Here is a 21,095-nt window from a genome sequence, read left to right on the forward strand (position 1 = left end):
ACAAGAGCACCGATCAGAGCTCGCGCTCGAGCGTGACCAGCGTGCCGGTGTCCCCGGGCAGCACCCGCACCTCGCCGCCCAGCCCCATCAGCGTGGCGCCGTGACCCCGGTCCATGCTGGACCGGCGCTCGCGCCACTGCCCGAAGTCCTGCACCTCGAGCCGGACCCGGCGCGCGGCGGAGTCGACCTCGGCGCGGACGACGACCACGTCGCGGGTGGGGTCGACCGCGTGCTCGACGGCGTTGTTGACCGCCTCCGACAGACCGATGAGCAGCTCGAACGCCACGTCGTCGTCGACGCCGGCCTCGTCGAGCAGCCCTCGTACGGCGCGCCGTACCTGCGCGGCGGACTCGGGAGCCGCGGCGACCTCGATCTCGAGCCGGGCGTCACCGACGCCGGCGGAGCCCTGGTCGGCGACGGGGAGCCGGTGCAGGACGACCACGGCGACGTCGTCGGCGCTGCCGCCGGCCGACCTGCCGACGATGCGCGAGACCATCTGCTCGGCGTCGGCGCCCGCGTTGGCCTCGAGCAGGGCGAGCAGCTCCGGCATGCCGACGTCGAGCTGGGTCTCGCGCCGTTCGACGAGCCCGTCGGTGTAGAGCACGAGGCGGGCCTCCGGTGGCAGCGCCGCCTCCGACTCGGTCGGCCGCTGCCCGAACATCGCGCCGAGCGGCGGCGCGACCGGTCCCTCGATCCACCCGGCCGGAGCACCGGGACGCACGACCGCGGGCGGCGGGTGGCCCGCGCTGCACCAGGTCAGGTTGCCGGTGGCGACGTCGAGGTAGGCGAGGAAGAAGGTCGCCATCGAGGCGCCCGGCAGCCGGTCCATCAGCTCATCGAGCGCGGCGGTGGTCTCCGCCGGCGACATCCCGCCCAGCGCGTAGGCGCGGACCGCAGTGCGCAGCTGGCCCATGAGCAGGGCGCTCTCGAGGCCGTGGCCGGCCACGTCGCCCACGCTCAGGGCGACCCGGCCGTCGGGGAGCTCGAGCACGTCGTACCAGTCACCGCCCACCTGGACCTCGCGCTCCGCGGGCCGGTACGACGCCGCCAGCTCGACGCCGTCCACCTCGGGGAGGCTGTCGGGCAGCAGGAACCCCTGGAGCGTGGCGGCAACCGCCACCTGCCGCTCGGAGTGCCAGCCCTCCTCGACCACCGCGGCGAGCACCCGCGCGGTCGCGGTCAGCAGCGGCTCGGTCTGCGGGCGCCGGGCGCGCGCGACGGACAGGACCACCTCGACGGTGCCGAGGACGCGGTTGCGGCGACCGAGCACGGGCGTGCGGACCAGCTCTTCCCCCGCGCCGCTGGGCTCGGTGTTGCCGACGGTGTAGACCAGCGCCGACCGCGCACCCTCGGGATCGTCGACGGTCACCGTCACCCCACGGGCGTCGAGGATGCCGCGGACCTGGTCGGTCAGCAGCCGCAGCGCGTCGTCGATCCGACGACCCGAGGTCACGAGCGCGGTCGCCCGCGCCAGCTCCTGGATCTCGGCGACGTGCCGGCTGCGGAGGCCCGCCATCGTCATCGTGGTGCGGAGCCGCGCGATCAGGTCGGAGGAGACGAACGGCTTCACGACGTAGTCGTCGGCGCCGATCTCAAGACCCTCGGTGCTGGCGCCCTCGCCCGCCCGCGCGGAGAGCATCACGACGGGAAGCGTCTGGGTGCGCGGGTCGTCGCGGATCGCGCGCAGCAGCTCGAACCCGTCGAGACCCGGCATCATCACGTCGGTCAGCAACAGGTCCGGGCCGATCGTCGTGGCGGCGTGCAGCGCGGCGTCGCCGTCGGCGACCGCGGTCACCTGCCAGCCCTCGGCCTCGAGCAGGCGCACGATGTGGGCCCGCATGTCGGCGTTGTCGTCGGCCACGAGCACGTGCGGCGCGTCGGCGGCGACCTCGCGCGTCGCGGGCGCGGCCACCTCGGCGCCGGAGATCCACGACTCGGCCTCGGTCACGGCCGCGGTGAGTGCGTCTGCGGTCGTCGGCGTCCGCGGCAGGGCGACCGCGGCGGTCACGGGCCACGGCAGCCGCACGAGGAAACGGGTGCCCGTGCCCACCTCGCTGGTGACGTCGACGTCGCCCCCGTGGAGCACCGCCAGCTCCTTGACCAGGGCCAGCCCGATGCCCGACCCCTCGTGGCTCCGCGAGGCCGTGCCGCGCACCCGGTGGAACCTGTCGAACAGCCGCGGCAGCTCGGCCTCGGGGATCCCGACGCCGGTGTCGCGGACCTCGAGCGAGACCTGCTCGCCGTCACCCGTCAGCCGCACCTCGATGGCGCCCGTGAACGTGAACTTGAGGGCGTTGGACAGCAGGTTCGTGACGATGGTCGTCCAGTGCTCGGGGTCGATCACGACCGGCCGCGGCAGCGGCGGGCAGCGGACGTCGAGCCGCAGCCCGGCCCGCTCGACCGCGGACCGGAAGCCGCTGGCGACGTCGACCGTCAGGGCGGCGAGGTCGACCGGCTCCCGGGCGGCCAGCTCGGAGCCGGCCTCGAGGCTGGAGAACGTCAGCAGGTTGTTGACGAGCTTGAGCAGGCGGCGGGCAGCGTCGAGCGCCGTGGTGACGCGCTCCTGGTGCTCGGCCGGCAGCGCCGGGTCGCCGGCCGCCAGCGCGTCCTGCAACGGGCCGAGCATCAGGGTCAGCGGGGTGCGGAACTCGTGGCTGACGTTGGTGAAGAACTCGGTCTTCGCCCGGTCGAGCTCGGCGAGTGCCTCGGCGCGCTGGCGCTCCTCCTCGTAGGCGAGCGCGTTGCGCAGCGCCACGCCGACCTGCTGGGCGAGCAGCTCGAAGAACGACCGGTAGAGGTCGTCCAGCGCGCGGCTGGGCGAGACGCCCGCCACCAGCACTCCGAGCGGCGCCCTCGGGTCGCTCGACGGGATCGGCACGACGAGCGCCTCGGTGACCGGGTCCTGCCAGGCCCCGCCCCGGGCCAGCGTCTCCGGCACGGCGACGGTGCCCGCGTGGCCGGCAGCAGCGCGCAGCAGGTCCCACGGGTCCGGCTCCCCCGGCGCGACCGATCCCGGCAGCGCGGGGTCGGAGGTCGCGATCCGCCGTACGGCTGCGCCGTCGCGGAGGTAGAGCCCGAGGAACGGCACGTCGCTCGGGTCGTCGGCCACCGCCGTGACGAGCCGGTGCGCGACGTCTTCCAGCGCGAGCCGGGTGTCGTCACCGAGCGAGAGCTGCTGCAGGAGCCGCAGCCGGCGCTCGCCGACCACCTGGTCGGTGACCTCGCTGCAGATCGTCAGCACGCCCCGCGTCTCGCCGTCGTCGTCGGTCACCGGCGCGTGGCTGACGCTGAAGTAGGCCTCCTCGCGATAGCCGGCGCGGATCAGGAGCAGCTGGAGCGCGGGCACCCAGCTCGCGACGCCGGTCGACTTCGCCTCCTCGATCAGCGGCTCGAGCACCGGCCAGCCCTCGGACAGCGTGATCCGGCAGTCGTTGCCCATCGCCGCGGGGTGCCGGTCGCCGATCAGCTCGGAGTAGGCGTCGTTGTAGATCTGGGTGTAGTCCTCACCCCACAGCAGGAGCATCGGGTAGCGGGACGCCTGCACGGACCGGGTCAGCACCTGGAGGGTCTGCGACCACGTCTCCGGTGCGCCGATCGGGGTCGCGCTCCAGTCGGTCGCGGCCATCAGGCGACCGGCCGGCACCGACAGGTCGAACAGATCCGGTCCCGCACTCAACTGACAGCACCTCTCGACCGACGGCCCCGTCCCCACGCATGGGGCTCCTTCACCCGAACGGTAACGCGACCGGCGGTCAGGTCGATCGCGACCGGGCCGGGAGCCTCAGGGTTGGCCGAGCCCGGCGCTCGCCGAGGCGATCTGCTCCAGCGCGTCGGTGACGCGGTCCTCGTCGAGGCGTCGGGACGACGCGATCCGGACCTGGACGACCTCGTCGATGTCGTTGAGGAAGACCAGCTCCGCGACCCCGGTGCCCGTCCGCGGGTCCACCTGGGTCAAGCAACCCTGGTGACCCTCGGCGAGCCATTCCGGCTCGCCGACGAACTGTCGGCCGTCCGCGCGCAACCGCTCGCACTGCGTCTCGAGCTCCGCCTGCACCGCATCGGCGCGCTCGTCGGCCGAGGCGGGAACGGCCCGGGTGCCGACGGTCACCTCGCCGCGCGCGCTGCGCACCAGGCACCGGCCGGCGTGTTCCTCCGGCTCGACTGCGGGCCAGCCGAGCGCGTCGATCGCAGCGGCGGGGATGAGCGACGCGCAGTCGAGGGACGCGGCCGCAGAGCCGTCGATGGTCGGCTTGCCGTCGTTGGCCGCGGGGTCGTCGGAGCATGCCTGGAGGGCCAGGAGCAGTGCGCCGAGCCCGAGAATCTGCGTCCGCATGGGTCCCGACCTTCCCGCCTGCTCGGCCGATAAACAAATGTTTGCGAACGGTCGAGGAGGAAACCCGTGGTGGGTAGCCATTCACCTATCGGGAGGTTCCATGGCCTCGAACGACGCCGACGCGCGGCTCGAGCGGCTCCGCGCCACCGACCGCACGGGCAGGTACACCAGCAACGCAGCCAGCAGCGGCACCGATCCTGACCACAGCGTGTCGGTCACCGTCGACGCGACGCAGCGCGTCGTCCACGTCGACGTGCTGCGCGTCGACGCGGTGCGGACGCCGTACGAGCTGGCCGCCCGTGTGGCCGGCGCCTACCGCGCGGCGCTCGTCGCCCGGCGGCCGCCGCGCGACCCGTCCGTGAAGCGCCAGCGGCCGGTCGCCGTCGCGACGCCGATCAGGGCGACGCCACCGACGTCCGACAGCTACCACCGTCACACGATCCGGGAGGCCTCCCGCGCCGAGCGCGCCAGGCGCCGCGGCCGCCCGGGCTCCGTGACCGGGCGCAGCAGCAACGACTGCGTGACGGTCACGCTCCCACCCGCTTCGTCCGCCGGGCGCGTCGATGCCGACGCGGCCTGGCTCAGCAACGCCGCCTCGGGCTCGATCTCGCGAGCCGTCACCGAGGCGTTCACCGCCGCCTACTCCGAAAGGGACCGCTGATGTCCTACGAAGTGCAGTGCCAGACCCTCCGCACCCATGCCCAGCTCTGGAACGGGCACGCCGACGACGCGTCGGCCGCGCGCACGACGATCGATCCCGCCATCGGCGACGGTGACGCGTTCGGCTGGCTCGCGGGCCTGAACCAGGTGTCCGACTACTACAACACGTGGACCAACGCGATGGGCGTCGCGCTCGACGACGCGGAGAAGTGCTGCCGCTACCTCAACGCCGCGCTCGTCTCGACGGCCAACGACTACGACGACAGCGACCAGACCGTCGCCACGGAAATGGCGACGCTCGACCGGATGATCGAGGCGTCATGAGCAGCATCTCCTACTTCGAGGACCTGACCAGCGGCATCGAGGACGACCTCGGCACGTTCATCGAGGACATGAACGAGCAGATCGAGCGGATCGCCAACATGCTCAACGACGCGGCGTCCGGCATCGGTGGCTTCATCGCCGACATCTTCAGCGACACCGTCGACGACGCGATCGAGCGCTGGAACAACGAGATCCACCCGTGGATCCTCGAGACGAGCGACCAGATCCTCACCAACGTGCGGGACGCGGTCGGCGATCTCGCGGGCCGGCCGATGGACCTCATCGACTACGCCGGCCACTTCTCCAGCGTCAAGGCGACCATCTACCAGCCGGGCGACCTCAGCCAGAAGATGACGATCTTCAACCACGACTGGCAGGGCTATGCCGCCGACAACTACAAGACCGTCGCGACCACCGAGGACACCGGGTTCCTCAACCTGAGCATGGCGATGGACGCCGGCGCGACCCTCACCTCGGCCGCGGCGAACCAGATCCTCACCCTGTGGCGCAAGCTGGCCCGCGAGTTCCTCAGCTGGGTCGGCGACTTCATCGGCTGCTTCGAGAAGGCGACCGAGGCCGACTCGATCATCAGCTTCGAGCTGCCCGCGGCGTTCGACCTGGCCCAGGCGATCTGGAACAACGTCTCCGACGTCGCCGACATCCTGGTCGAGTTCCTCATCGAACAGGCCACCACCGCGTCCACCTCCTGGCAGCAGCTGGCCAGCGGCGCGCGGGGCCTCCCCCAGAACAGGTGGCCGATGATCGAGGAGGCCAACAGCGACATCATGAACGACCCCGGCCAGTGGACGCCGAAGGTCTCCTGAGGGCGTCCTGAGCCGGGGCCGCGCCGTCGGCGACAATGGGCGCGTGGAAGCACGCGTCATCGTCCTGGCCGGCCCGTCCGGGGCCGGGAAGTCCCGGCTCTCGGGGCGGCTCCGGGACCGGTTCGGGTGGCCGACGCTCCGGCTCGACGACTTCTACAAGGACGCCGGCGACCCCACGCTCCCGCTCATCGCCTCCGGCAGGAACGCCGGCCTCGTCGACTGGGACCACCCCGACAGCTGGCGACGCGACGACGCGCTGGCGGCGCTGGTCGAGCTGTGCCGCACCGGCTCGGTCGACGTGCCCGTCTACTCCATCGCCGAGAGCCGGCACACCGGCACCGAGCACCTCGACCTCGCCGACGCGCGGTACTTCTGCGCCGAGGGGATCTTCGCGCCGGACGTCGTCGAGCCGCTGCGGGCGGCAGGCGTGCTCGCGGCGGCGTACTGCGTCACCCAGCACCCGGCGGTGACGTTCTGGCGGCGGCTCACGCGCGACCTGAGGGAGCACCGCAAGCCGCCGCCGGTGCTGCTGTGGCGCGGCCTCGCGCTCGCTCGCGCGCAGCGCGACGTCGTACGCCGCGCGGTCGCCGCGGGCTGCCGGGTCGCGACCGGGGACGAGGCGTACGCCGAGCTGGAGGCCGAGCATGCACTGGCCCGATGACCTCGACGCGGCCAGCCTGAAGCAGCCGGACGGCTTCTCGTGCGGCGCGACCTCGGTGCTGGTCGCGCGGCTGCTCTGGGAGTCGGGCGTGGCGCCCGCCGACCCGGGCGCTGAGATCCAGCACCTCCACCGCACCCTCACCGCGCCCCAGGACTCCTCGGGCCGGGCACAGGTGCCGTGGCCGCGCGCTTTCGGCACACCCCCGTGGTCGGTCGCGCGCGCCCTGTCCGACCTGACCGGCCAGGAGGTCGAGACCGACGCGGTGCGGCTGTCCGCCGACCGGGGGTACGACGAGCTCGTCTCGCGCGTCGAGAGCCGGCCGGTGGCGGCGTACGTCGGTAGCTTCCTGCTGCCCCGCCACGTGGTGCTGGCCTACGGGTCCACCGCCGGCGGCAACGCGGTTCGCGTGTTCAACCCCGCCACCGGGCGGCGGCTCACGGTGCCCCGCGGCCGCTGGATCCACCACGAGCTCGATCCGCTCGGGTGGAGCCACTTCTGGTTCGTGGTCTGACGGTCAGCGCTGGGCGGCGTACCAGGGCTTGATCGTGTTCATGATGATGTCGAGCCGCTCGTCGTAGGGGATGAACGCCGACTTCATCGCGTTGATCGTCAGCCACTCGACCTGGTCGAGGCCCCAGCCGAACGCCTCGCAGAGCAGCGCGTGCTCGTTGGTCATCGAGGTGCCGCTCATCAGGCGGTTGTCGGTGTTGACGGTGACCCGGAAGCGCAGGTCGGCGAGGGTCTTGATCGGGTGGTCCGCGATCGAGTCGGCGGCGCCGGTCTGCACGTTGGAGGTCGGGCACATCTCGAGCGGGATCCGCTTGTCGCGGACGTACGACGCCAGCCGGCCCAGCTCCGCCGTACCGTCGTCGCCGGGCGTGACGTCGTCGACGATCCGAACCCCGTGGCCGAGCCGGTCGGCGCCGCACCACTGCACCGCCTCCCAGATCGAGGGCAGCCCGAACGCCTCGCCGGCGTGGATCGTGATGTGGCCGTTCTCGCGGCGGACGTACTCGAACGCGTCCAGGAAGCGGCTCGGCGGGTAGCCCGCCTCCGGACCGGCGATGTCGAAGCCGACCACGCCGCGGTCGCGGTGCGCGACGGCGAGCTCGGCGATCTCACGCGCCCGCGCCGCCTGGCGCATCCCGGTCAGCAGGTGGCGCACGACGATCCGGCCGCCGCTCGCCTCGCAGCCCTGCTCGAAGCCCTCCTGCACCGCGCCGACGACCTCGTCGAGGGTGAGGCCCTGCTGGACGTGGAGCTCGGGGGCGTAGCGGATCTCGGCGTAGACGACGCCGTCGTCGGCGAGGTCCTCGACGCACTCGCGCGCGACCCGGGTGAGGGCCGGACCGGTCTGCATCACGCCGACGGTGTGCTCGAACGTCTCGAGGTAGCGCACCAGCGAGCCGGAGTCGGCCGACTCGGTGAACCAGCGACCCAGTGCCTCCGCGTCGGTCTCGGGCAGCTCGTGCCCGGCGTCCGCCGCCAGCTCGACCACCGACGCCGGACGGAGGCCGCCGTCGAGGTGGTCGTGGAGGAGCACCTTGGGCGCGGACCTCAGCTCGTCACGGGTCGGCACGCGTGTAGGTTCCATGACGGCATTCTTCCGTATGAAGGGATGGGCACCGATGCGGGTCTTCACGACGTTCGAGGAGCTCGAGCAGGCCGCGGGCGAGGAGCTCGGCGCCAGCGAGTGGGTGACCATCGACCAGGCGCGGGTGAACCAGTTCGCCGACGCCACCGGCGACCACCAGTGGATCCACGTCGACCGCGAGCGCGCCAAGGACGGTCCGTTCGGCGGCACCATCGCGCACGGCTACCTCACCCTCGCGCTGGTGCCGTGGCTCGGCAGCCAGGTGTTCAAGCTCGCCACCCCCGGCGCCAAGCTCAACTACGGCGTCAACAAGGTCCGCTTCCCCACCCCGCTCCTCGTCGGCTCGCGGATCCGGGTCCACGTCAAGATCGCGACCGTCACCGACATCCCCGCCGGCAAGCAGCTCACCGTCCAGCACACCATCGAGATCGAGGACCACGACAAGCCCGCCTGCGTCGCCGAGACCGTCGTCCTGCTGCTCCCCGGCTGATCGCCGAGTTGTACCTCGTGGCGTGCCGAGTTGTACGCCGTGGCGGGCCGAGTTGTACCTCGTGGCGTGCCGAGTTGTACGCCGTGGCGTGCCGAGTTGTACGCCGTGGCGTGCCGAGTTGTACGCCGTGGCGGGCCGAGTCAGACCTTGGACCTCACAGCACTCGGTCGCCGTCGCCCCGCTCCAGGCGACGGCGAGTGGAGTACGTCCAGCGCAGGGCCTCGCGCAGCTCCAGCGTCCACGCGTCGAGCGCCGGTCCGGTGAAGTCGCCGTTGCGCACGACGATGACGTGCCACCCGTTCTGACGTAGCCAGGCGCGGCGCTCCTCGTCGTACCTGCGTTGGTCGTCGGTGCGCTGGTGGGCCTCCCACCCGTCGTACTCGACAGCGATCCGGGCCCGGACGTAGGCATGGTCCAATCGATACGTCGGCCTCCCCGCGACGTCGACCCAGACCTGGAGGTCGGGTGCTGGAAGGCCTGCGTCCAGGATCGCCAACCGGGTGCGCGACTCACGGGCCGACTCGGCACGCGGGTCCGAGAGGGGGATCAGTTCCTTCAGCTGTACGACGCCCCGCCTTCCCGCGAAGCGCGGCAGCTGGCCCACGAGCTCGGCTTCGCTGATGTCGTGAGCCCTGCGGAATGCGTCGAGGGCCGCGAGCGCGTCGGCTCGGTGGAGCACACACCCCAGATCCAACGCCGTCCGCAGCGGGGACGTGACGCGGACGCCGCCGACGGTCACGATCTCATCGGCGGCGAGATCTCGTGTGCGCCCCCTTACCGCCTGGCGCCTGCACGGGTAGTGCCCCGGCAGCGCGACGGTCTCTATGGGTGGCGCGTCCAGGTCGGCGTACGCGAACGCGTCGATGCCCCATAGCCAGGCCGCCGCCCTATCGGCGATGACATGGTGGGGACTGATCACCAGAGAGATTGCCTGAACCCTCGTCTCGAGCGTGTCCTCGACGTCTGCGGCGACGTACACGTCCGTGGTGACGCGTCGGAGCTGCCGTTCGTGGACCAAGCGGCGCAGCGTGGCGCGCGTGATGCCGAGGTCCTTCAAGGTGGCGCTGGTACACGGAACGCGAGGGAGGTCAGGACCTGTGGACATGAATGAAGCGTCACGCCGGGCCGACTCGGCCGGCAGTGCGCGCGACCTGGCGGTGGATAAGCCGCGCGATGCCTGGGCCTGTGGACGAATGGCGGGCCGCTCAACCCGGCGTCGGACCACCGGTGACGACTCGACGAACCATGACGGCGGACTCGGCGAACCACGGTGGCGGACTCGACGAGACGTCAGGCCCCATTGAGGTACTTCCGAGTCGCCTCGTCGGCCGGGTAGAACGCCTCGATCGCGAGCTCGGACAGCGTCACCTCGCGCGGGGTGCCGAAGACCGTCGTCGTCGACACGAACGACAGCACGGTGTCTCCGGCGACCCGCAGGTCGAGCGGTACGACGAGCGCGGACGAGACCACCGACGGGTGCGGCACCGCGTCGCCATCGGCCATCTCCTCGAGCATCGCGCCGATGACCGGATCGCCGCTGGCGTCGTACTGCCGCCGCAGGCGTACGACGAGGTGGTCCCGCCACTCCGCGAGGTTGGCGATCCGCGGGGCGAGGCCACGTGGGTCCAGCGACAGCCGAAGGACATTGACCGGAGGCTCCAGCAAGTCCTCGGGTATGCCGTCGAGCATCAGGAACGCCGCCTCGTTGGCGGTGACCAGCTCCCACCGGCTGTCGATCACCAGCGCCGGGTAGGGCTGGTGGGCCTGGAGGATCGCCTCGATGGCGGCGTTGATGTCGGCCATCGGCGGGTCGGTGAGCGAGTGCTCGGGGTGCGCCGGGGCATAGCCGCCGGCGAGCAGGATCTGGTTCTGGTCGCGCAGCGGCACCGCGAGCTCCTCACAGAGGCGCAGGATCATCTCGGGACTCGGCCGCGCGCGCCCGGTCTCGACATAGCTGAGGTGCCGGGTCGACACGTCGGCGCGGACGGCGAGGTCGAGCTGCGAGAGGTTGCGGCGCTGGCGCCAGTCCCTGAGGGCGCTTCCGGCGTGGTCGTTCACGGCGCAGACGCTAGCCGGTGCGGGTGCCCCCAGCCATGACCTCCGACGTCATCGACCTGCGGCCTGCGCCGGGCTTCTCATGGAGCCTCGGACCAGCCCAGACGAAAGGCTCAGCCATGACCAAGGCCTATGCGATCGCCTACCTCAACGACGTCGACTTCGGCGAGGCGATCATCGAGTACATCGAGAAGATCGACGCCACGATCGCGCCGTACGGCGGCCGCTTCCTCGTGCACGGCGGCAAGCTCACGCCGGCGGAGGGCGAGTGGACCGGTGACCTGGTGATCATCGAGTTCCCGGGCTCCGAGGCAGCCGCGGCCTGGTACGCGTCGCCGGCGTACCAGGAGATCCTTCCGCTGCGCACCGAGCACTCGCGCTCGATCGCCTGCCTGGTGGAAGGCGTGCCGGACGGCTACCGCGCCGTGGACAAGATCGCCCAGGTCCTCGGCGAGGCGAGCTGAACCATCGTCGGTTACTCAGCGGACCATCGAGGTGGATTCGACCAACCATGAGGGCGGATTCGACCAACCACGAGGGCGGATTCGGCGGTGGGTCAGTCGACCCGGTCGATGATCAGCGGCGTCGGCTGGTACGGCGAACCGGGGGCGCTGATGTCGTAGCCGCCGTCGAGGGCGGCGAGGGCGCGGTCGAAGCGCTCGGGGGTGTCGGTGAGCAGCGTGAACAGCGGCTGGCCGGAGGCGACGCTGTCGCCGGGGCGCGCGTGCCACACGACGCCGGCCCCGGCCTGGACCGGGTCCTCCTTGCGCTCGCGGCCGGCGCCGAGACGCCAGGCGGCGACGCCGACGGCGAGCGCGTCGAGGCGGGTCAGCACCCCGTCGGTGTCGGCGGTCACGACGTGCGACTCCTTCGCCACGGGCAGCGTGGCGTCGGGGTCGCCGCCCTGCGCGGCGATCATCCGGCGCCAGGTGTCCATCGCGGAGCCGTCGGCCAGCTTGTCGGCCGGGTCCACGTCGTCGCGGCCGGCGGCCGCGAGCATCTCGCGGGCGAGGGCGACGGTCAGCTCGACGACGTCGGCGGGGCCGCCACCGGCGAGCACCTCGACCGACTCGGCCACCTCGATCGCGTTGCCCGCGGTGAGGCCGAGCGGCGTGGACATGTCGGTCAGCAGCGCGACGGTCCTGACCCCCGCGTCGGTGCCCAGCGCGACCATCACCTCGGCGAGCTCGCGCGCCCGGTCGGCGTCCTTCATGAACGCGCCGGTGCCGACCTTCACGTCGAGCACCAGCGCGCCGGTGCCCTCGGCGATCTTCTTGCTCATGATCGACGACGCGATCAGCGGGATCGCCTCGACGGTGCCGGTCACGTCGCGCAGCGCGTAGAGCTTCTTGTCGGCGGGCGCCAGGCCGTCGCCGGCGGCGCAGATGACCGCGCCGACGGACTCCAGCTGCGCCATCAGCTCCTCGTTGGACAGCGCCGCCCGCCAGCCGCGGATCGACTCCAGCTTGTCGAGCGTCCCGCCGGTGTGGCCGAGGCCCCGGCCGGACAACTGCGGTACGGCGACGCCGCACGCGGCGACCAGCGGCGCCAGGGGCAGCGTGATCTTGTCGCCTACGCCGCCGGTGGAGTGCTTGTCGGAGGTCGGCCGGGACAGCGCGGAGAAGTCCATCCGCTCCCCCGACGCGATCATCGCGGCGGTCCAGTCGGCGATCTCGCGCCGGTCCATCCCGTTGAGCAGGATCGCCATCGCGAGCGCCGACATCTGCTCGTCGGCGACGTCGCCGCGGGTGTAGGCGTCGACCACCCACTCGATCTGGCTGGTGCTCAGCTCCCCCCGGTCGCGCTTGGTGGAGATGACCTCGACCGCGTCGTGCCCGTTGGCCCCGCTCATCGGAGGTCCTCCGGGCCGAACGCCTGCGGCAGCACCTGGTCCATCGTCAACACACCCTCCGGGGTCATCACTTCCAGCGCCGCGCCGCCGTTCTCCCACAGCAGCTGGCGGCACCGGCCGCACGGCATGATCACGTCGCCGTCGCCGTTCACGCACACGAAGTGCGTCAGCAGCCCGGCTCCGGTCGCGTGCAGCTGGGACACCAGCCCGCACTCGGCGCACAGCGTCACGCCGTAGGCCGCGTTCTCGACGTTGCAGCCCACCACGACGCGACCGTCGTCGACGATCGCTGCGGCGCCCACCCGGAAGCCCGAGTACGGCGCGTAGGCGCGCTCCGAGATCTCGACGGCTGCTGCGCGCAGCGCGTCCCAGTCCACTCCCGCCATGCCGTCAGTCGCTCTTCACGTAGGGCTGGCCGTCGGCCGCCGGCGGGCGCACCCGGCCGGCGAACCCGGCGACGGCGATGATCGTCGCGAGGTAGGGCAGCGCGGACAGGAGCTCGCCGGGCACCTTCTCGTCGAGGATGCTCAGCTGGTTCTCCAGCGTGCGGAGGAAGCCGAACAGCAGCGCGGCGAGCGCGGCGTAGATCGGGTGCCAGCGCCCCATGATGACCGCGGCGAGCGCGATGAAGCCGGTGCCGGCCGACATCTCCTTGTCGAACGAGCCGAGGTCGAGCGTGAACACGGCGCCGCCGAGACCGGCGAACACACCGCCCAGCAGCACCGCCTGCCAGCGCACCCGGTTGACGTTGATGCCCACGGTGTCGGCGGCCTTGGGGTGCTCGCCGACCGACCGGACCCGCAGGCCCCACCTGGTCTGGAAGAGCAGCCACCACACGAGCGGCGCGGCGACGTACATGAAGTAGACGAGGAGCGTCTGGTTGAACAGCGCCTGCCCGATGTAGGGGATGTCGGCGAGGCCCGGGATCTCGACGGACTCCAGCAGCTCGGGCTGGTTGAACATCTCCTCGTTGTCGTCGGGGATCTGGCCCAGCAGGAAGCTGGTGATGCCGTAGCCGAACGCGACGAGCACGACCCCGACGACCACCTGGTCGACGTGGTAGCGGAGCGCGAAGGTGCCGAGGAGGGCGGCCATGCCGACGCCGGCGAGGATGCCGCCGAGGAGCCCGAAGATCGAGCACCAGAACAACGGGATCGCGGCGATCGAGGCGACCGCGAACGAGGAGAACACCGAGCCGAAGAACGCACCGGCGATGAACTGGCCCTCGATCGCGATGTTGACGACGCCCGCCCGCTCGCACAGCACGCCGGCGAGCGCGCCGAACACCAGCGGTGTCGCGAGCGAGATCGTGCCCTCGATCGGGTTGGTGATCGACGCGGCGAACCCGTCGGGGTCGGCGTAGGCCCACATCAGGAACGCGCCGTAGAAGCCGATCCCGACCAGGACGCTGACGATCATCCCGACCCAGCCGCGCGGGTAGCGGTTGAGGATCGCGAGCACCAGCGCGATGGCGGTGATCGCGACCGCGGTCCAGGACACGAGGGTCCCGTCGAACTCGACGGGCAGGTTCTCCTTGGTGCGCGGGCCCTTCAGCAGGTGCGACACGGTCGGGTCGTTGATGTCGAGCTTGAACCAGACCTCGGCCGCGAGCACGATCGCCAGCACCACGACGAGCTTGACCTGGCGGCGTACGTCGGCGCGGTCGCGCACCTGGGGCTCGGGTGCCCCGGCGGCCGGCGCCGGAGCGTCGACGACGGTGCTCATGCGGTCACCTCCTGTGCCTCGGTGCCGGCTCGTCGGCGCCGGATCCGCGTCAGCCCGCGGATCAGGGCGGGCGCCGCGACGAACAGCACGATCAGCGCCTGGACGACCTGGATCAGCTCGGGAGGTACGCCGGCCGCGGTCTGCATGCCGAGCCCGCCGGCCGAGAGCGCACCGAAGAGGAGGCCGGCGAGGACGGTGCCGAACGGCGTCGCGCGACCGAGCAGCGCGACCGTGATCGCGTCGAAGCCGACCGACCCGACGACCTGGTCGGTGACGCCCTGGCGCAGGCCGAGGACGGTCATGGTGGCCGCGAGACCCGCGAGCAGGCCGGCGATCGCCATCGCCGCGATGTAGACCTTCGAGACGCTCATGCCCGCGGTGCGGGCGGCGTCGGGGTTGGCGCCGACCGCGCGCAGCTCGAAGCCGAGCTTGCTACGGACCAGCAGCCACCACACGGCGACGGCGGCGAGCAGCGCGACCAGGATGCCGAGGTGGAGGCCGGCGACGGTCGGGTACTGCGCGTCGCTGTCGACGACCGGGCTCAGCAGGTTGTCGCTGCCGGGCCGCTGGAACGCCTCCCGGGCCAGGAAGAACAGCACGGTGAACCGGCCGACCTGGTTGAGCATGATCGTGGTGATCACCTCGTGCGCGCCGGAGCGTGCCTTCAGCAGGCCGACGACGCCGCCCCACAGGGCGCCCGCGACCAGCGCGGCGGCGATCGCGGCGAGCAGGTGGATGACCGGCGGCATGTCGTAGTGGAAGCCGACGTAGCCGGCGGCCAGCGCGGCGACGAGCATCTGGCCCTGGGCGCCGATGTTGAACAGGCCCGCCCGGAACGCGAGCGCCACGCCGAGACCGGCGCAGATCAGGGGCGCCGAGCGCTCCAGCGTCCGCTCCCAGGCGGGACCGGAGCCGAACGCACCGCGCAGCAGAGCGGTGTAGGCGTCCCACACGGCCTCCGCGGAGTAGCGCAGGACGTCGCCGGCGTAGACGAAGAACGAGCCGGGGTTGCCGAACAGGCCGTCGAGCGACTCGATGACCTGCTCGTCGGACAGGATGATCAGGAACGCGCCGACGAGCAGGGCGAGCGCGACCGCGATCACGGTGTCGCGGACCGTGGGCAGCCACTTGGCCCAGTCGCGGTCCTTCCCGGTCGCCTCGGGCATCAGGGTCTCGGGCTGGGGCGACATCTCGCGTGCGGGCTCGGTCATGAGGCCACCTCCCCCGTCTCGGGCGTGGCTCCGGCCATCAGCAGACCAATCTCTTCGCGGGGCAGGTCGGGACTCACGGTGGCGACGATGCGGCCGTCGTACATCACGGCGATCCGGTCGGACAGCGCGTAGATCTCGTCGAGCTCGGTGGACACGATGATCACGGCGGTGCCGCGGTCCCGCTCGGCAATGATCCGCTTGTGGATGAACTCGATGGAGCCGACGTCGACGCCGCGCGTCGGCTGCGAGGCGATGAGCACCTTCAGCGGCCGGGAGAACTCGCGGGCGACGACGACCTTCTGCTGGTTGCCGCCCGACAGTGACGCCACCGGCGTCTCGGCCGACTCGGTGCGGATGTCGAACTCCTGGATGCGCGCCTCGGCGTTGTCGGCGATCGCGTCGAGCCGGAGCGCCGGTCCGGAGGAGAACTCCTTGTTGCGGTAGAGGTCGAGGACGAGGTTCTCGCGCACGCTGAACGTGCCGACGAAGCCGTCGTGCGAGCGGTCCTCCGGGATGTAGCCGATGCCGTCCTCGAGGCTCTGCCGCGGGCCGTGCCTGCTGATGTCGCGGCCCTCCAGGTGGATCCGGCCGGCGTCGGGGCGCACCAGGCCGAGCAGCGACTTGATGAGCTCGGTCTGCCCGTTGCCCTGGACGCCGGCGATGCCGAGCACCTCCCCGGCGCGGGCCTCGAACGAGACGTCCTTGACGACGAGGTGGCCGCGGGGGTCGACGACGCTGATGCCGTCGGCGCGCAGCACCGGCTCGCCGCCGGCGGCGTGCTCCTTGTCGACCGTCAGCTGCACCGAGCGGCCGACCATCAGCTCGGCGAGCTCCGCCTCCGATGCGGTCGGCGGCGCCGTACCGACGACCTTGCCGCGGCGGATCACGCTGATCTTGTCGCCGATCGCCTTGACCTCGCGGAGCTTGTGGGTGATGAAGATGATCGAGGTCCCCTGGGCCTTGAGCTCGCGCATGATGCCCATCAGCTCGTCGATCTCCTGCGGCGTCAGCACCGCGGTGGGCTCGTCGAGGATCAGGATCTTCGCGTCGCCCGCGAGCGCCTTGATGATCTCGACCCGCTGCTGGACGCCCACCGGGATGTCCTCGACGAGGGCGTCGGGGTCGACGGCGAGGTTGTAGCGGTCGGAGAGCTCGCGCACCTGCTTGCGCGCTGCGGCGCGGTTGAGCACGCCGAGACCGCGGGTCTGCTCGTGGCCGAGCATCAGGTTCTCGGCGACGGTGAAGACGGGGACCAGCATGAAGTGCTGGTGGACCATGCCGATGCCGGCGGCCAGAGCGTCGCCGGGGCCGGCGAACGTCACCGGCTCGCCGTCGAGCAGGATCTCGCCCTCGGTCGGCGTGTAGAGCCCGTAGAGCATGTTCATCAGCGTCGACTTGCCGGCGCCGTTCTCCCCGAGGAGGCAGTGGATCTCGCCCGGCTCGACGACCAGGTCGATCTGGTCGTTGGCCGTGAAGGAGCCGAACCTCTTGGTCAGACCCCTGATCTCGAGTCTCATCCGGCCTCGCTCTCTTTCGTCGGTGGTGGCGACCGCAGACACGGTAGTGCGCGGTGGCGCCGTAGACGACCGTAGGCCGGACGGACCGGGTCCGCCCGACCTACGGTCGGAGTGTTGCTGCTACTGAGGGCTCAGCACGTCACTCGACGGTGATGGAACCGTCGATGATGCCCGCCTTGAGCTCCTCGATCTTCGCGGCGGTCTCCTCGTCGACCTCGTCGCTCAGCGGGGCCAGGCTGACGCCGCCGTTCTCGAGGGTGCCGGAGTAGACCTCGTTGGTGAAGTTGCCGCTGGCCGAGTCGAGGATGGCCTGCTCGACGGCGACGTCCATGCCCTTCACGACGGAGGTGAGCAGCGAGTCGCAGTACTCGGCGGCCGACTGGCAGCCGTCGGTGTCGACCCAGATGCCCCACGCGTCGGCGTCCTGGGCGGCCTTGAGGCCACCGAGGCCGGCCGGGCCGGCGACCGGGAAGATGACGTCGGCGCCCTGGCCGATCATCTGCTTGGCGAGGTCCTCACCGAGGTTCTGGTTCTCGAAGTCCTCGGTGAACGAGCCCTCCTCCTTGGCCGGGTCCCAGCCGAGGACCTCGACCTGCTCGCCGGTCTCCTCGTTGTAGTGCTGGACACCGTTGTAGAAGCCGGTCATGAAGATGGTCACGGTCGGGATGTTGAGACCGCCGAAGGTGCCGACGATGCCGGACTCGGACTCCGCGGCGGCGAGGTAGCCGGCGAGGAACGACGGCTCGGCCGTGTTGAAGGTCAGGCCCTTGAGGTTCGGGGTCGGCTTCTCGTAGGCGAAGTCGACGATCGCGAAGTCGACGTCCTTGGCCTTCTTGGCGGCCGCCTCGGTGGCGTCGCCGAGCAGGAAGCCGACGGTCGTGATCTGGTTGCAGCCCTCGTCGACGAGCGACTGGATGTTGTCCTCGAACTGCGACGGGTCGGTGGACTCCGCCTCGGCGGTCTGGATGCCGTAGTTGGCCGCGGCGTTCTCGAGGCCGAGGTGCGAGGTCTGGTTGAAGGACTTGTCGTCGAAGCCGCCCGAGTCGGACACCATGCAAGCCTTGAAGTCGGGGAACTGCTCGGCAGCCTGCGTTGCCGACGTCTCCTCGGTCGGGCTGCTCTCAGCCGAGCTGGGCGAGGAGTCGTCGTTGGCGTCCTCCTCGCGGTCGCCACAAGCGGTGAGGGCGAGTGCCGCGATGACACCCATCGCTGCGATACGGGCCGTTCTCTTCACGGCATCCTCCTGGATTCGGTACTCGACACACCCTGGTCAGGGCATACCGATGCACCCTAATGGCGCGACCGGCAATCCTCCTGCCTTGCGCCGAGATTTTCGCAGGTTGTTATCGAGCGGTGACCAGGGACCGTACGGCGGCGCCGGCCAGCACGCGGGCTCCGACCCCGATCGCCTGCTCGTCGACGCGCAGGTCGCCCTGGTGCAGGTCGTACGTCGCTCCGCCGGGAGTGCGGGTGCCGAGCCGGAACATGGCGGCCGGGACCTGGTCGGCGTACCACCCGAAGTCCTCGCCCCCGAGGCTCTGCGGAACCTCGACGCAGCGGTGGGCGCCGAGGAGCTCGCCGGCCACGGCGGCGAGGTCGGCGATGGCTCCCTGCTCGTTGACCACCGGGGGCACGCCCTGGAGGTAGTCGACCGAGGCGGTCACGCCGTAGGGCCGCACGATGTCGATCACGGCCTCGCGCACGACGGGCTCGCAGCCCGCCCAGGCGTCGGCGTCGAGGATCCGCACGGTGCCGGCGACGATCCCCTGGTCGGGGATCACGTTGGGCGCCGACCCGGCGCGCATCAGCCCCCAGACCACGCTGACCCCCGCGCGCGGGTCCATCCGGCGGCTCAAGACAGCGGGGAGCTCGCTGGTGACCTTCGCCAGCGCGAACGTGAGGTCGCCGGTGAGGTGCGGGCGGGAGGTGTGGCCGCCGGTGCCCTCGAGCCGGACCTCGATCCGGTCGGCGGCGCTCGTGATGGGACCGGTCCGTACGCCGATGCGGCCCACGTCGACGGCGGGCTCGCAGTGCAGGGCGTAGACCCGGGTGAGGCCCTCGAGCGCGCCCTGCGCGATCAGGTGCTGCGCTCCCCCGGGCATGACCTCCTCGGCGGGCTGGAACAGCAGGCGCACCCTGCCCTCGAGCGCTCCCCGCTCGTGCAGCTCGGCGAGGGCGTAGCCGGCGCCGACGAGCGCCGTGGTGTGGACGTCGTGGCCGCACGCGTGGGCGACGCCCGGCACCCGGCTCGACCAGGGGTCGTCGGTCAGGTCGTGGACCGGCAGCGCGTCGAGGTCGGCGCGGAGGCCGACGACCCGGTCACCGTCGCCGATCTCGGCGATCGCCCCGCTCCGGGGCGCGGGGGTCACCTGCCAGCCGGCGTGGGACAGGAGCTCGATGACGCGGTCGGTCGTGCGCTGCTCCTGCCAGGACAGCTCGGGGTGGCGGTGCAGGTCGCGCCGCAGCTCCACCAGGTCGTCCTCGTGCTTGTGGACGACGTCGGTCACGACGTCGAGCGAGGCGGAGAAATCGGCGGAGGGCATCGAAGCGATGCTACGCCCCGATGCCCTCCGTCCCTGCTTCGCGGTCAGCGCAGGTAGCTGACCACCTTGCCTCCGGGCTTCTGACCCGGCTCGAGGCCGGCGAGCACATTGATCGTGGCGTAGAGCTTCTTGCCCTTCACCTCGACGGCCGACGGCAGCGGGGCGCCCGCGAACGTCGACCGGCTGCCGTTGGGCGCGATCTTGGTGATCTCTCCGGCGAACAGCTGGGAGACGTAGACGGTGCCGTTCGGCAGCACCGCGAGGCCGGCCGCGGCGACCAGGCCGCTCGCGAGCTCGGTGGTCTCACCCGACTCCGGGTCGACCGTCGCGACGTAGCCCTTGCCCGGGATCTCGCCACCGGGGAGTCCGGACACGTAGAGCATGCCCTCGGGGCCGGCCTCGACGTCGGTCGGGACGCCCTCGAAGTTGTAGGTCTCGCCGATGCAGACCTCCGGGATGCCGTACTGGGTCGCCAGCTCCTCGGTGATCTCGACGGGCACGGCCGGGAGCACGGCGGCGGTGGTGATCTTGCCGCCCTTGACCGCGAGGATCGCGTTGGCGGCGGCGTCGGCGACGTACACGGTGCCGTTGACCACGGCGGTGCCGTACGGGTGCGCCTCGACGATGCCGGTGTACTGCGCCGGCGGCGCCTCGTCGCCCGTGGGCCAAGCCTCCAGGCACTCCGCGGCCGGGTCGACCAGGCCGTAGCTCACCTCGGCGTCGGGGTTGTTCTCCTTCTCGTAGGCGCCCAGGGCCGCGACCTTGGTGACCTTGCCCTTGGCGAGCTTCATCAGGTTGAAGCCGGAGACGAAGTAGACCGTCTTGCCGACCGTCGAGATCGCGCCGACCTCCTTGCCGCCCTTCGACTGGTAGACGACCTTGGCCGGCTTGCCGGGGGCCTTGCGATAGAGCTGCCCGGCGAAGTTCGCGCTGTAGTAGACGACGTTGTCATCGTTGACGGCGACGCTCAGAGGCGACACCAGACCCTTGTCGATGACGGTCGGCTGGGCCGGGGCAGCGGCGCTGCTGGCGCTGAGGGTGCTGACCGACAGCGCGAGCGCGGAGACGGCAGCCACGACGGCGGCCGGTCGGCGGAGCCGACGGAAGGGGCGGTTGGACACTGGTTCCTCCGGTAGGGGTTCTGCCCGAGAGCTGATCTCTGTGCATCGTGTCGCCGCGTGCCGACCGGGTGCATGCATGGCAGCGCCCGCACGGCACGGGGATAACCCACCCGAGAATGCGCTGACTTTACGTTCGATGCATCGGTCTCGCGGCGGATTCCCCTCATCCGCAGGAATGACTTGGG

The 21,095-nt window shown here is 71.4% G+C and carries 20 protein-coding genes; 7 read left to right on the top strand and 13 right to left on the bottom strand.

Translation table 11 applies throughout. The features are described from left to right. Positions 1 to 13: 13 nt before the first annotated feature. The gene (locus tag HNR19_RS16285) at positions 14 to 3,676 is read right to left on the bottom strand and encodes a SpoIIE family protein phosphatase (protein ID WP_218910286.1); all 3,663 of its coding nucleotides are present in this window, start codon (positions 3,674 to 3,676) and stop codon (positions 14 to 16) included. 105 nt (positions 3,677 to 3,781) lie between these two features. After that, complete coding sequence (locus HNR19_RS16290) at positions 3,782 to 4,333, bottom strand: hypothetical protein (RefSeq protein ID WP_179668893.1); 552 nt, start codon at positions 4,331 to 4,333, stop codon at positions 3,782 to 3,784. A 100-nt stretch (positions 4,334 to 4,433) separates the two neighbouring features. On the opposite strand from HNR19_RS16290, the gene HNR19_RS16295 reads away from it, so the two are divergent. Genes HNR19_RS16295 through HNR19_RS16315 form a run of 5 tightly spaced genes read left to right on the top strand, consistent with a single transcriptional unit; the run spans position 4,434 to position 7,313 of the window. Next, entirely contained in the window at positions 4,434 to 4,994 is a 561-nt protein-coding gene (locus HNR19_RS16295; RefSeq protein WP_179668894.1) for a hypothetical protein, read from the top strand. After that, positions 4,994 to 5,317, top strand: a complete 324-nt coding sequence (locus HNR19_RS16300) for a hypothetical protein (RefSeq protein ID WP_179668895.1) — start codon at positions 4,994 to 4,996, stop codon at positions 5,315 to 5,317. The genes HNR19_RS16295 and HNR19_RS16300 overlap by 1 nt, the downstream gene beginning before the upstream one ends. After that, positions 5,314 to 6,141, top strand: a complete 828-nt coding sequence (locus HNR19_RS16305; RefSeq protein ID WP_179668896.1) for a hypothetical protein — start codon at positions 5,314 to 5,316, stop codon at positions 6,139 to 6,141. Before HNR19_RS16300 ends, HNR19_RS16305 begins: the two co-directional genes overlap by 4 nt. Before the next feature lie 43 nt (positions 6,142 to 6,184). Further along, positions 6,185 to 6,802: an ATP-binding protein gene (locus HNR19_RS16310; RefSeq protein WP_179668897.1), complete on the top strand. Its 618-nt coding sequence runs from the start codon at positions 6,185 to 6,187 to the stop codon at positions 6,800 to 6,802. Further along, positions 6,786 to 7,313, top strand: coding sequence for a hypothetical protein (locus HNR19_RS16315; RefSeq protein WP_179668898.1), 528 nt, complete (start codon positions 6,786 to 6,788; stop codon positions 7,311 to 7,313). The genes HNR19_RS16310 and HNR19_RS16315 overlap by 17 nt, the downstream gene beginning before the upstream one ends. 3 nt (positions 7,314 to 7,316) lie before the next feature. On the opposite strand, the gene HNR19_RS16320 is transcribed toward HNR19_RS16315, so the two are convergent. Next, positions 7,317 to 8,396 carry an adenosine deaminase gene (locus tag HNR19_RS16320; protein ID WP_179668899.1) on the bottom strand — a complete coding sequence of 360 codons (1,080 nt, stop codon included), beginning with the start codon at positions 8,394 to 8,396 and terminating at the stop codon, positions 7,317 to 7,319. Positions 8,397 to 8,430: 34 nt separating this feature from the next. On the opposite strand from HNR19_RS16320, the gene HNR19_RS16325 reads away from it, so the two are divergent. After that, on the top strand, positions 8,431 to 8,886 hold the full coding sequence (locus HNR19_RS16325) for a MaoC family dehydratase (RefSeq protein ID WP_179670322.1): 456 nt from the start codon (positions 8,431 to 8,433) through the stop codon (positions 8,884 to 8,886). 154 nt (positions 8,887 to 9,040) lie between these two features. Here the strand turns inward: HNR19_RS16325 and HNR19_RS16330 are convergent, their stop codons facing one another. Both HNR19_RS16330 and HNR19_RS16335 read right to left on the bottom strand, forming a co-directional pair. Beyond that, positions 9,041 to 9,943, bottom strand: a complete 903-nt coding sequence (locus tag HNR19_RS16330) for a DUF559 domain-containing protein (protein ID WP_246303527.1) — start codon at positions 9,941 to 9,943, stop codon at positions 9,041 to 9,043. A gap of 233 nt (positions 9,944 to 10,176) precedes the next feature. After that, positions 10,177 to 10,944, bottom strand: coding sequence for an MmyB family transcriptional regulator (locus HNR19_RS16335; RefSeq protein WP_179668901.1), 768 nt, complete (start codon positions 10,942 to 10,944; stop codon positions 10,177 to 10,179). A gap of 116 nt (positions 10,945 to 11,060) precedes the next feature. Here HNR19_RS16335 and HNR19_RS16340 point away from each other — a divergent pair, with 116 nt between their 5' ends. Next, entirely contained in the window at positions 11,061 to 11,405 is a 345-nt protein-coding gene (locus HNR19_RS16340) for a DUF1330 domain-containing protein (RefSeq protein ID WP_179668902.1), read from the top strand. Between the two features lie 92 nt (positions 11,406 to 11,497). Here the strand turns inward: HNR19_RS16340 and HNR19_RS16345 are convergent, their stop codons facing one another. The 8 genes from HNR19_RS16345 to HNR19_RS16380 form a co-directional block, all read right to left on the bottom strand. Further along, positions 11,498 to 12,793 carry a thymidine phosphorylase gene (locus HNR19_RS16345; RefSeq protein WP_179668903.1) on the bottom strand — a complete coding sequence of 432 codons (1,296 nt, stop codon included), beginning with the start codon at positions 12,791 to 12,793 and terminating at the stop codon, positions 11,498 to 11,500. Beyond that, complete coding sequence (locus HNR19_RS16350) at positions 12,790 to 13,179, bottom strand: cytidine deaminase (protein WP_179668904.1); 390 nt, start codon at positions 13,177 to 13,179, stop codon at positions 12,790 to 12,792. The genes HNR19_RS16345 and HNR19_RS16350 overlap by 4 nt, the downstream gene beginning before the upstream one ends. 4 nt (positions 13,180 to 13,183) lie before the next feature. Continuing rightward, complete coding sequence (locus HNR19_RS16355; RefSeq protein ID WP_179668905.1) at positions 13,184 to 14,518, bottom strand: ABC transporter permease; 1,335 nt, start codon at positions 14,516 to 14,518, stop codon at positions 13,184 to 13,186. Beyond that, positions 14,515 to 15,729 carry an ABC transporter permease gene (locus tag HNR19_RS16360; RefSeq protein WP_246303528.1) on the bottom strand — a complete coding sequence of 405 codons (1,215 nt, stop codon included), beginning with the start codon at positions 15,727 to 15,729 and terminating at the stop codon, positions 14,515 to 14,517. Before HNR19_RS16360 ends, HNR19_RS16355 begins: the two co-directional genes overlap by 4 nt. Further along, the gene (locus HNR19_RS16365; RefSeq protein ID WP_179668906.1) at positions 15,726 to 17,246 is read right to left on the bottom strand and encodes an ABC transporter ATP-binding protein; all 1,521 of its coding nucleotides are present in this window, start codon (positions 17,244 to 17,246) and stop codon (positions 15,726 to 15,728) included. Before HNR19_RS16365 ends, HNR19_RS16360 begins: the two co-directional genes overlap by 4 nt. Positions 17,247 to 17,385: 139 nt before the next feature. Beyond that, a complete protein-coding gene (locus HNR19_RS16370) occupies positions 17,386 to 18,480 on the bottom strand; it encodes a BMP family lipoprotein (RefSeq protein WP_343047235.1) in 1,095 nt (364 codons plus the stop codon). A gap of 109 nt (positions 18,481 to 18,589) precedes the next feature. Further along, positions 18,590 to 19,789 carry an amidohydrolase gene (locus HNR19_RS16375; protein WP_179668907.1) on the bottom strand — a complete coding sequence of 400 codons (1,200 nt, stop codon included), beginning with the start codon at positions 19,787 to 19,789 and terminating at the stop codon, positions 18,590 to 18,592. A gap of 44 nt (positions 19,790 to 19,833) precedes the next feature. Next, positions 19,834 to 20,910 carry a ScyD/ScyE family protein gene (locus HNR19_RS16380; protein ID WP_179668908.1) on the bottom strand — a complete coding sequence of 359 codons (1,077 nt, stop codon included), beginning with the start codon at positions 20,908 to 20,910 and terminating at the stop codon, positions 19,834 to 19,836. Between the last annotated feature and the right edge of the window lie 185 nt (positions 20,911 to 21,095).

This window comes from Nocardioides thalensis, from assembly GCF_013410655.1.
Taxonomy (GTDB): Bacteria; Actinomycetota; Actinomycetes; order Propionibacteriales; family Nocardioidaceae; genus Nocardioides; species Nocardioides thalensis.

Excerpts from the sequence above, each read along its gene's own strand:
- HNR19_RS16290 (WP_179668893.1), bottom strand. The coding sequence starts at position 4,333 with ATGCGGACGCAGATTCTCGGGCTCGGCGCACTGCTCCTGGCCCTCCAG.
- HNR19_RS16295 (WP_179668894.1), top strand. The coding sequence starts at position 4,434 with ATGGCCTCGAACGACGCCGACGCGCGGCTCGAGCGGCTCCGCGCCACC.
- HNR19_RS16300 (WP_179668895.1), top strand. The coding sequence starts at position 4,994 with ATGTCCTACGAAGTGCAGTGCCAGACCCTCCGCACCCATGCCCAGCTC.
- HNR19_RS16305 (WP_179668896.1), top strand. The coding sequence starts at position 5,314 with ATGAGCAGCATCTCCTACTTCGAGGACCTGACCAGCGGCATCGAGGAC.
- HNR19_RS16315 (WP_179668898.1), top strand. The coding sequence starts at position 6,786 with ATGCACTGGCCCGATGACCTCGACGCGGCCAGCCTGAAGCAGCCGGAC.
- HNR19_RS16320 (WP_179668899.1), bottom strand. The coding sequence starts at position 8,396 with ATGGAACCTACACGCGTGCCGACCCGTGACGAGCTGAGGTCCGCGCCC.
- HNR19_RS16325 (WP_179670322.1), top strand. The coding sequence starts at position 8,431 with ATGCGGGTCTTCACGACGTTCGAGGAGCTCGAGCAGGCCGCGGGCGAG.
- HNR19_RS16340 (WP_179668902.1), top strand. The coding sequence starts at position 11,061 with ATGACCAAGGCCTATGCGATCGCCTACCTCAACGACGTCGACTTCGGC.
- HNR19_RS16345 (WP_179668903.1), bottom strand. The coding sequence starts at position 12,793 with ATGAGCGGGGCCAACGGGCACGACGCGGTCGAGGTCATCTCCACCAAG.
- HNR19_RS16350 (WP_179668904.1), bottom strand. The coding sequence starts at position 13,179 with ATGGCGGGAGTGGACTGGGACGCGCTGCGCGCAGCAGCCGTCGAGATC.
- HNR19_RS16355 (WP_179668905.1), bottom strand. The coding sequence starts at position 14,518 with ATGAGCACCGTCGTCGACGCTCCGGCGCCGGCCGCCGGGGCACCCGAG.
- HNR19_RS16360 (WP_246303528.1), bottom strand. The coding sequence starts at position 15,729 with ATGACCGAGCCCGCACGCGAGATGTCGCCCCAGCCCGAGACCCTGATG.
- HNR19_RS16365 (WP_179668906.1), bottom strand. The coding sequence starts at position 17,246 with ATGAGACTCGAGATCAGGGGTCTGACCAAGAGGTTCGGCTCCTTCACG.
- HNR19_RS16375 (WP_179668907.1), bottom strand. The coding sequence starts at position 19,789 with ATGCCCTCCGCCGATTTCTCCGCCTCGCTCGACGTCGTGACCGACGTC.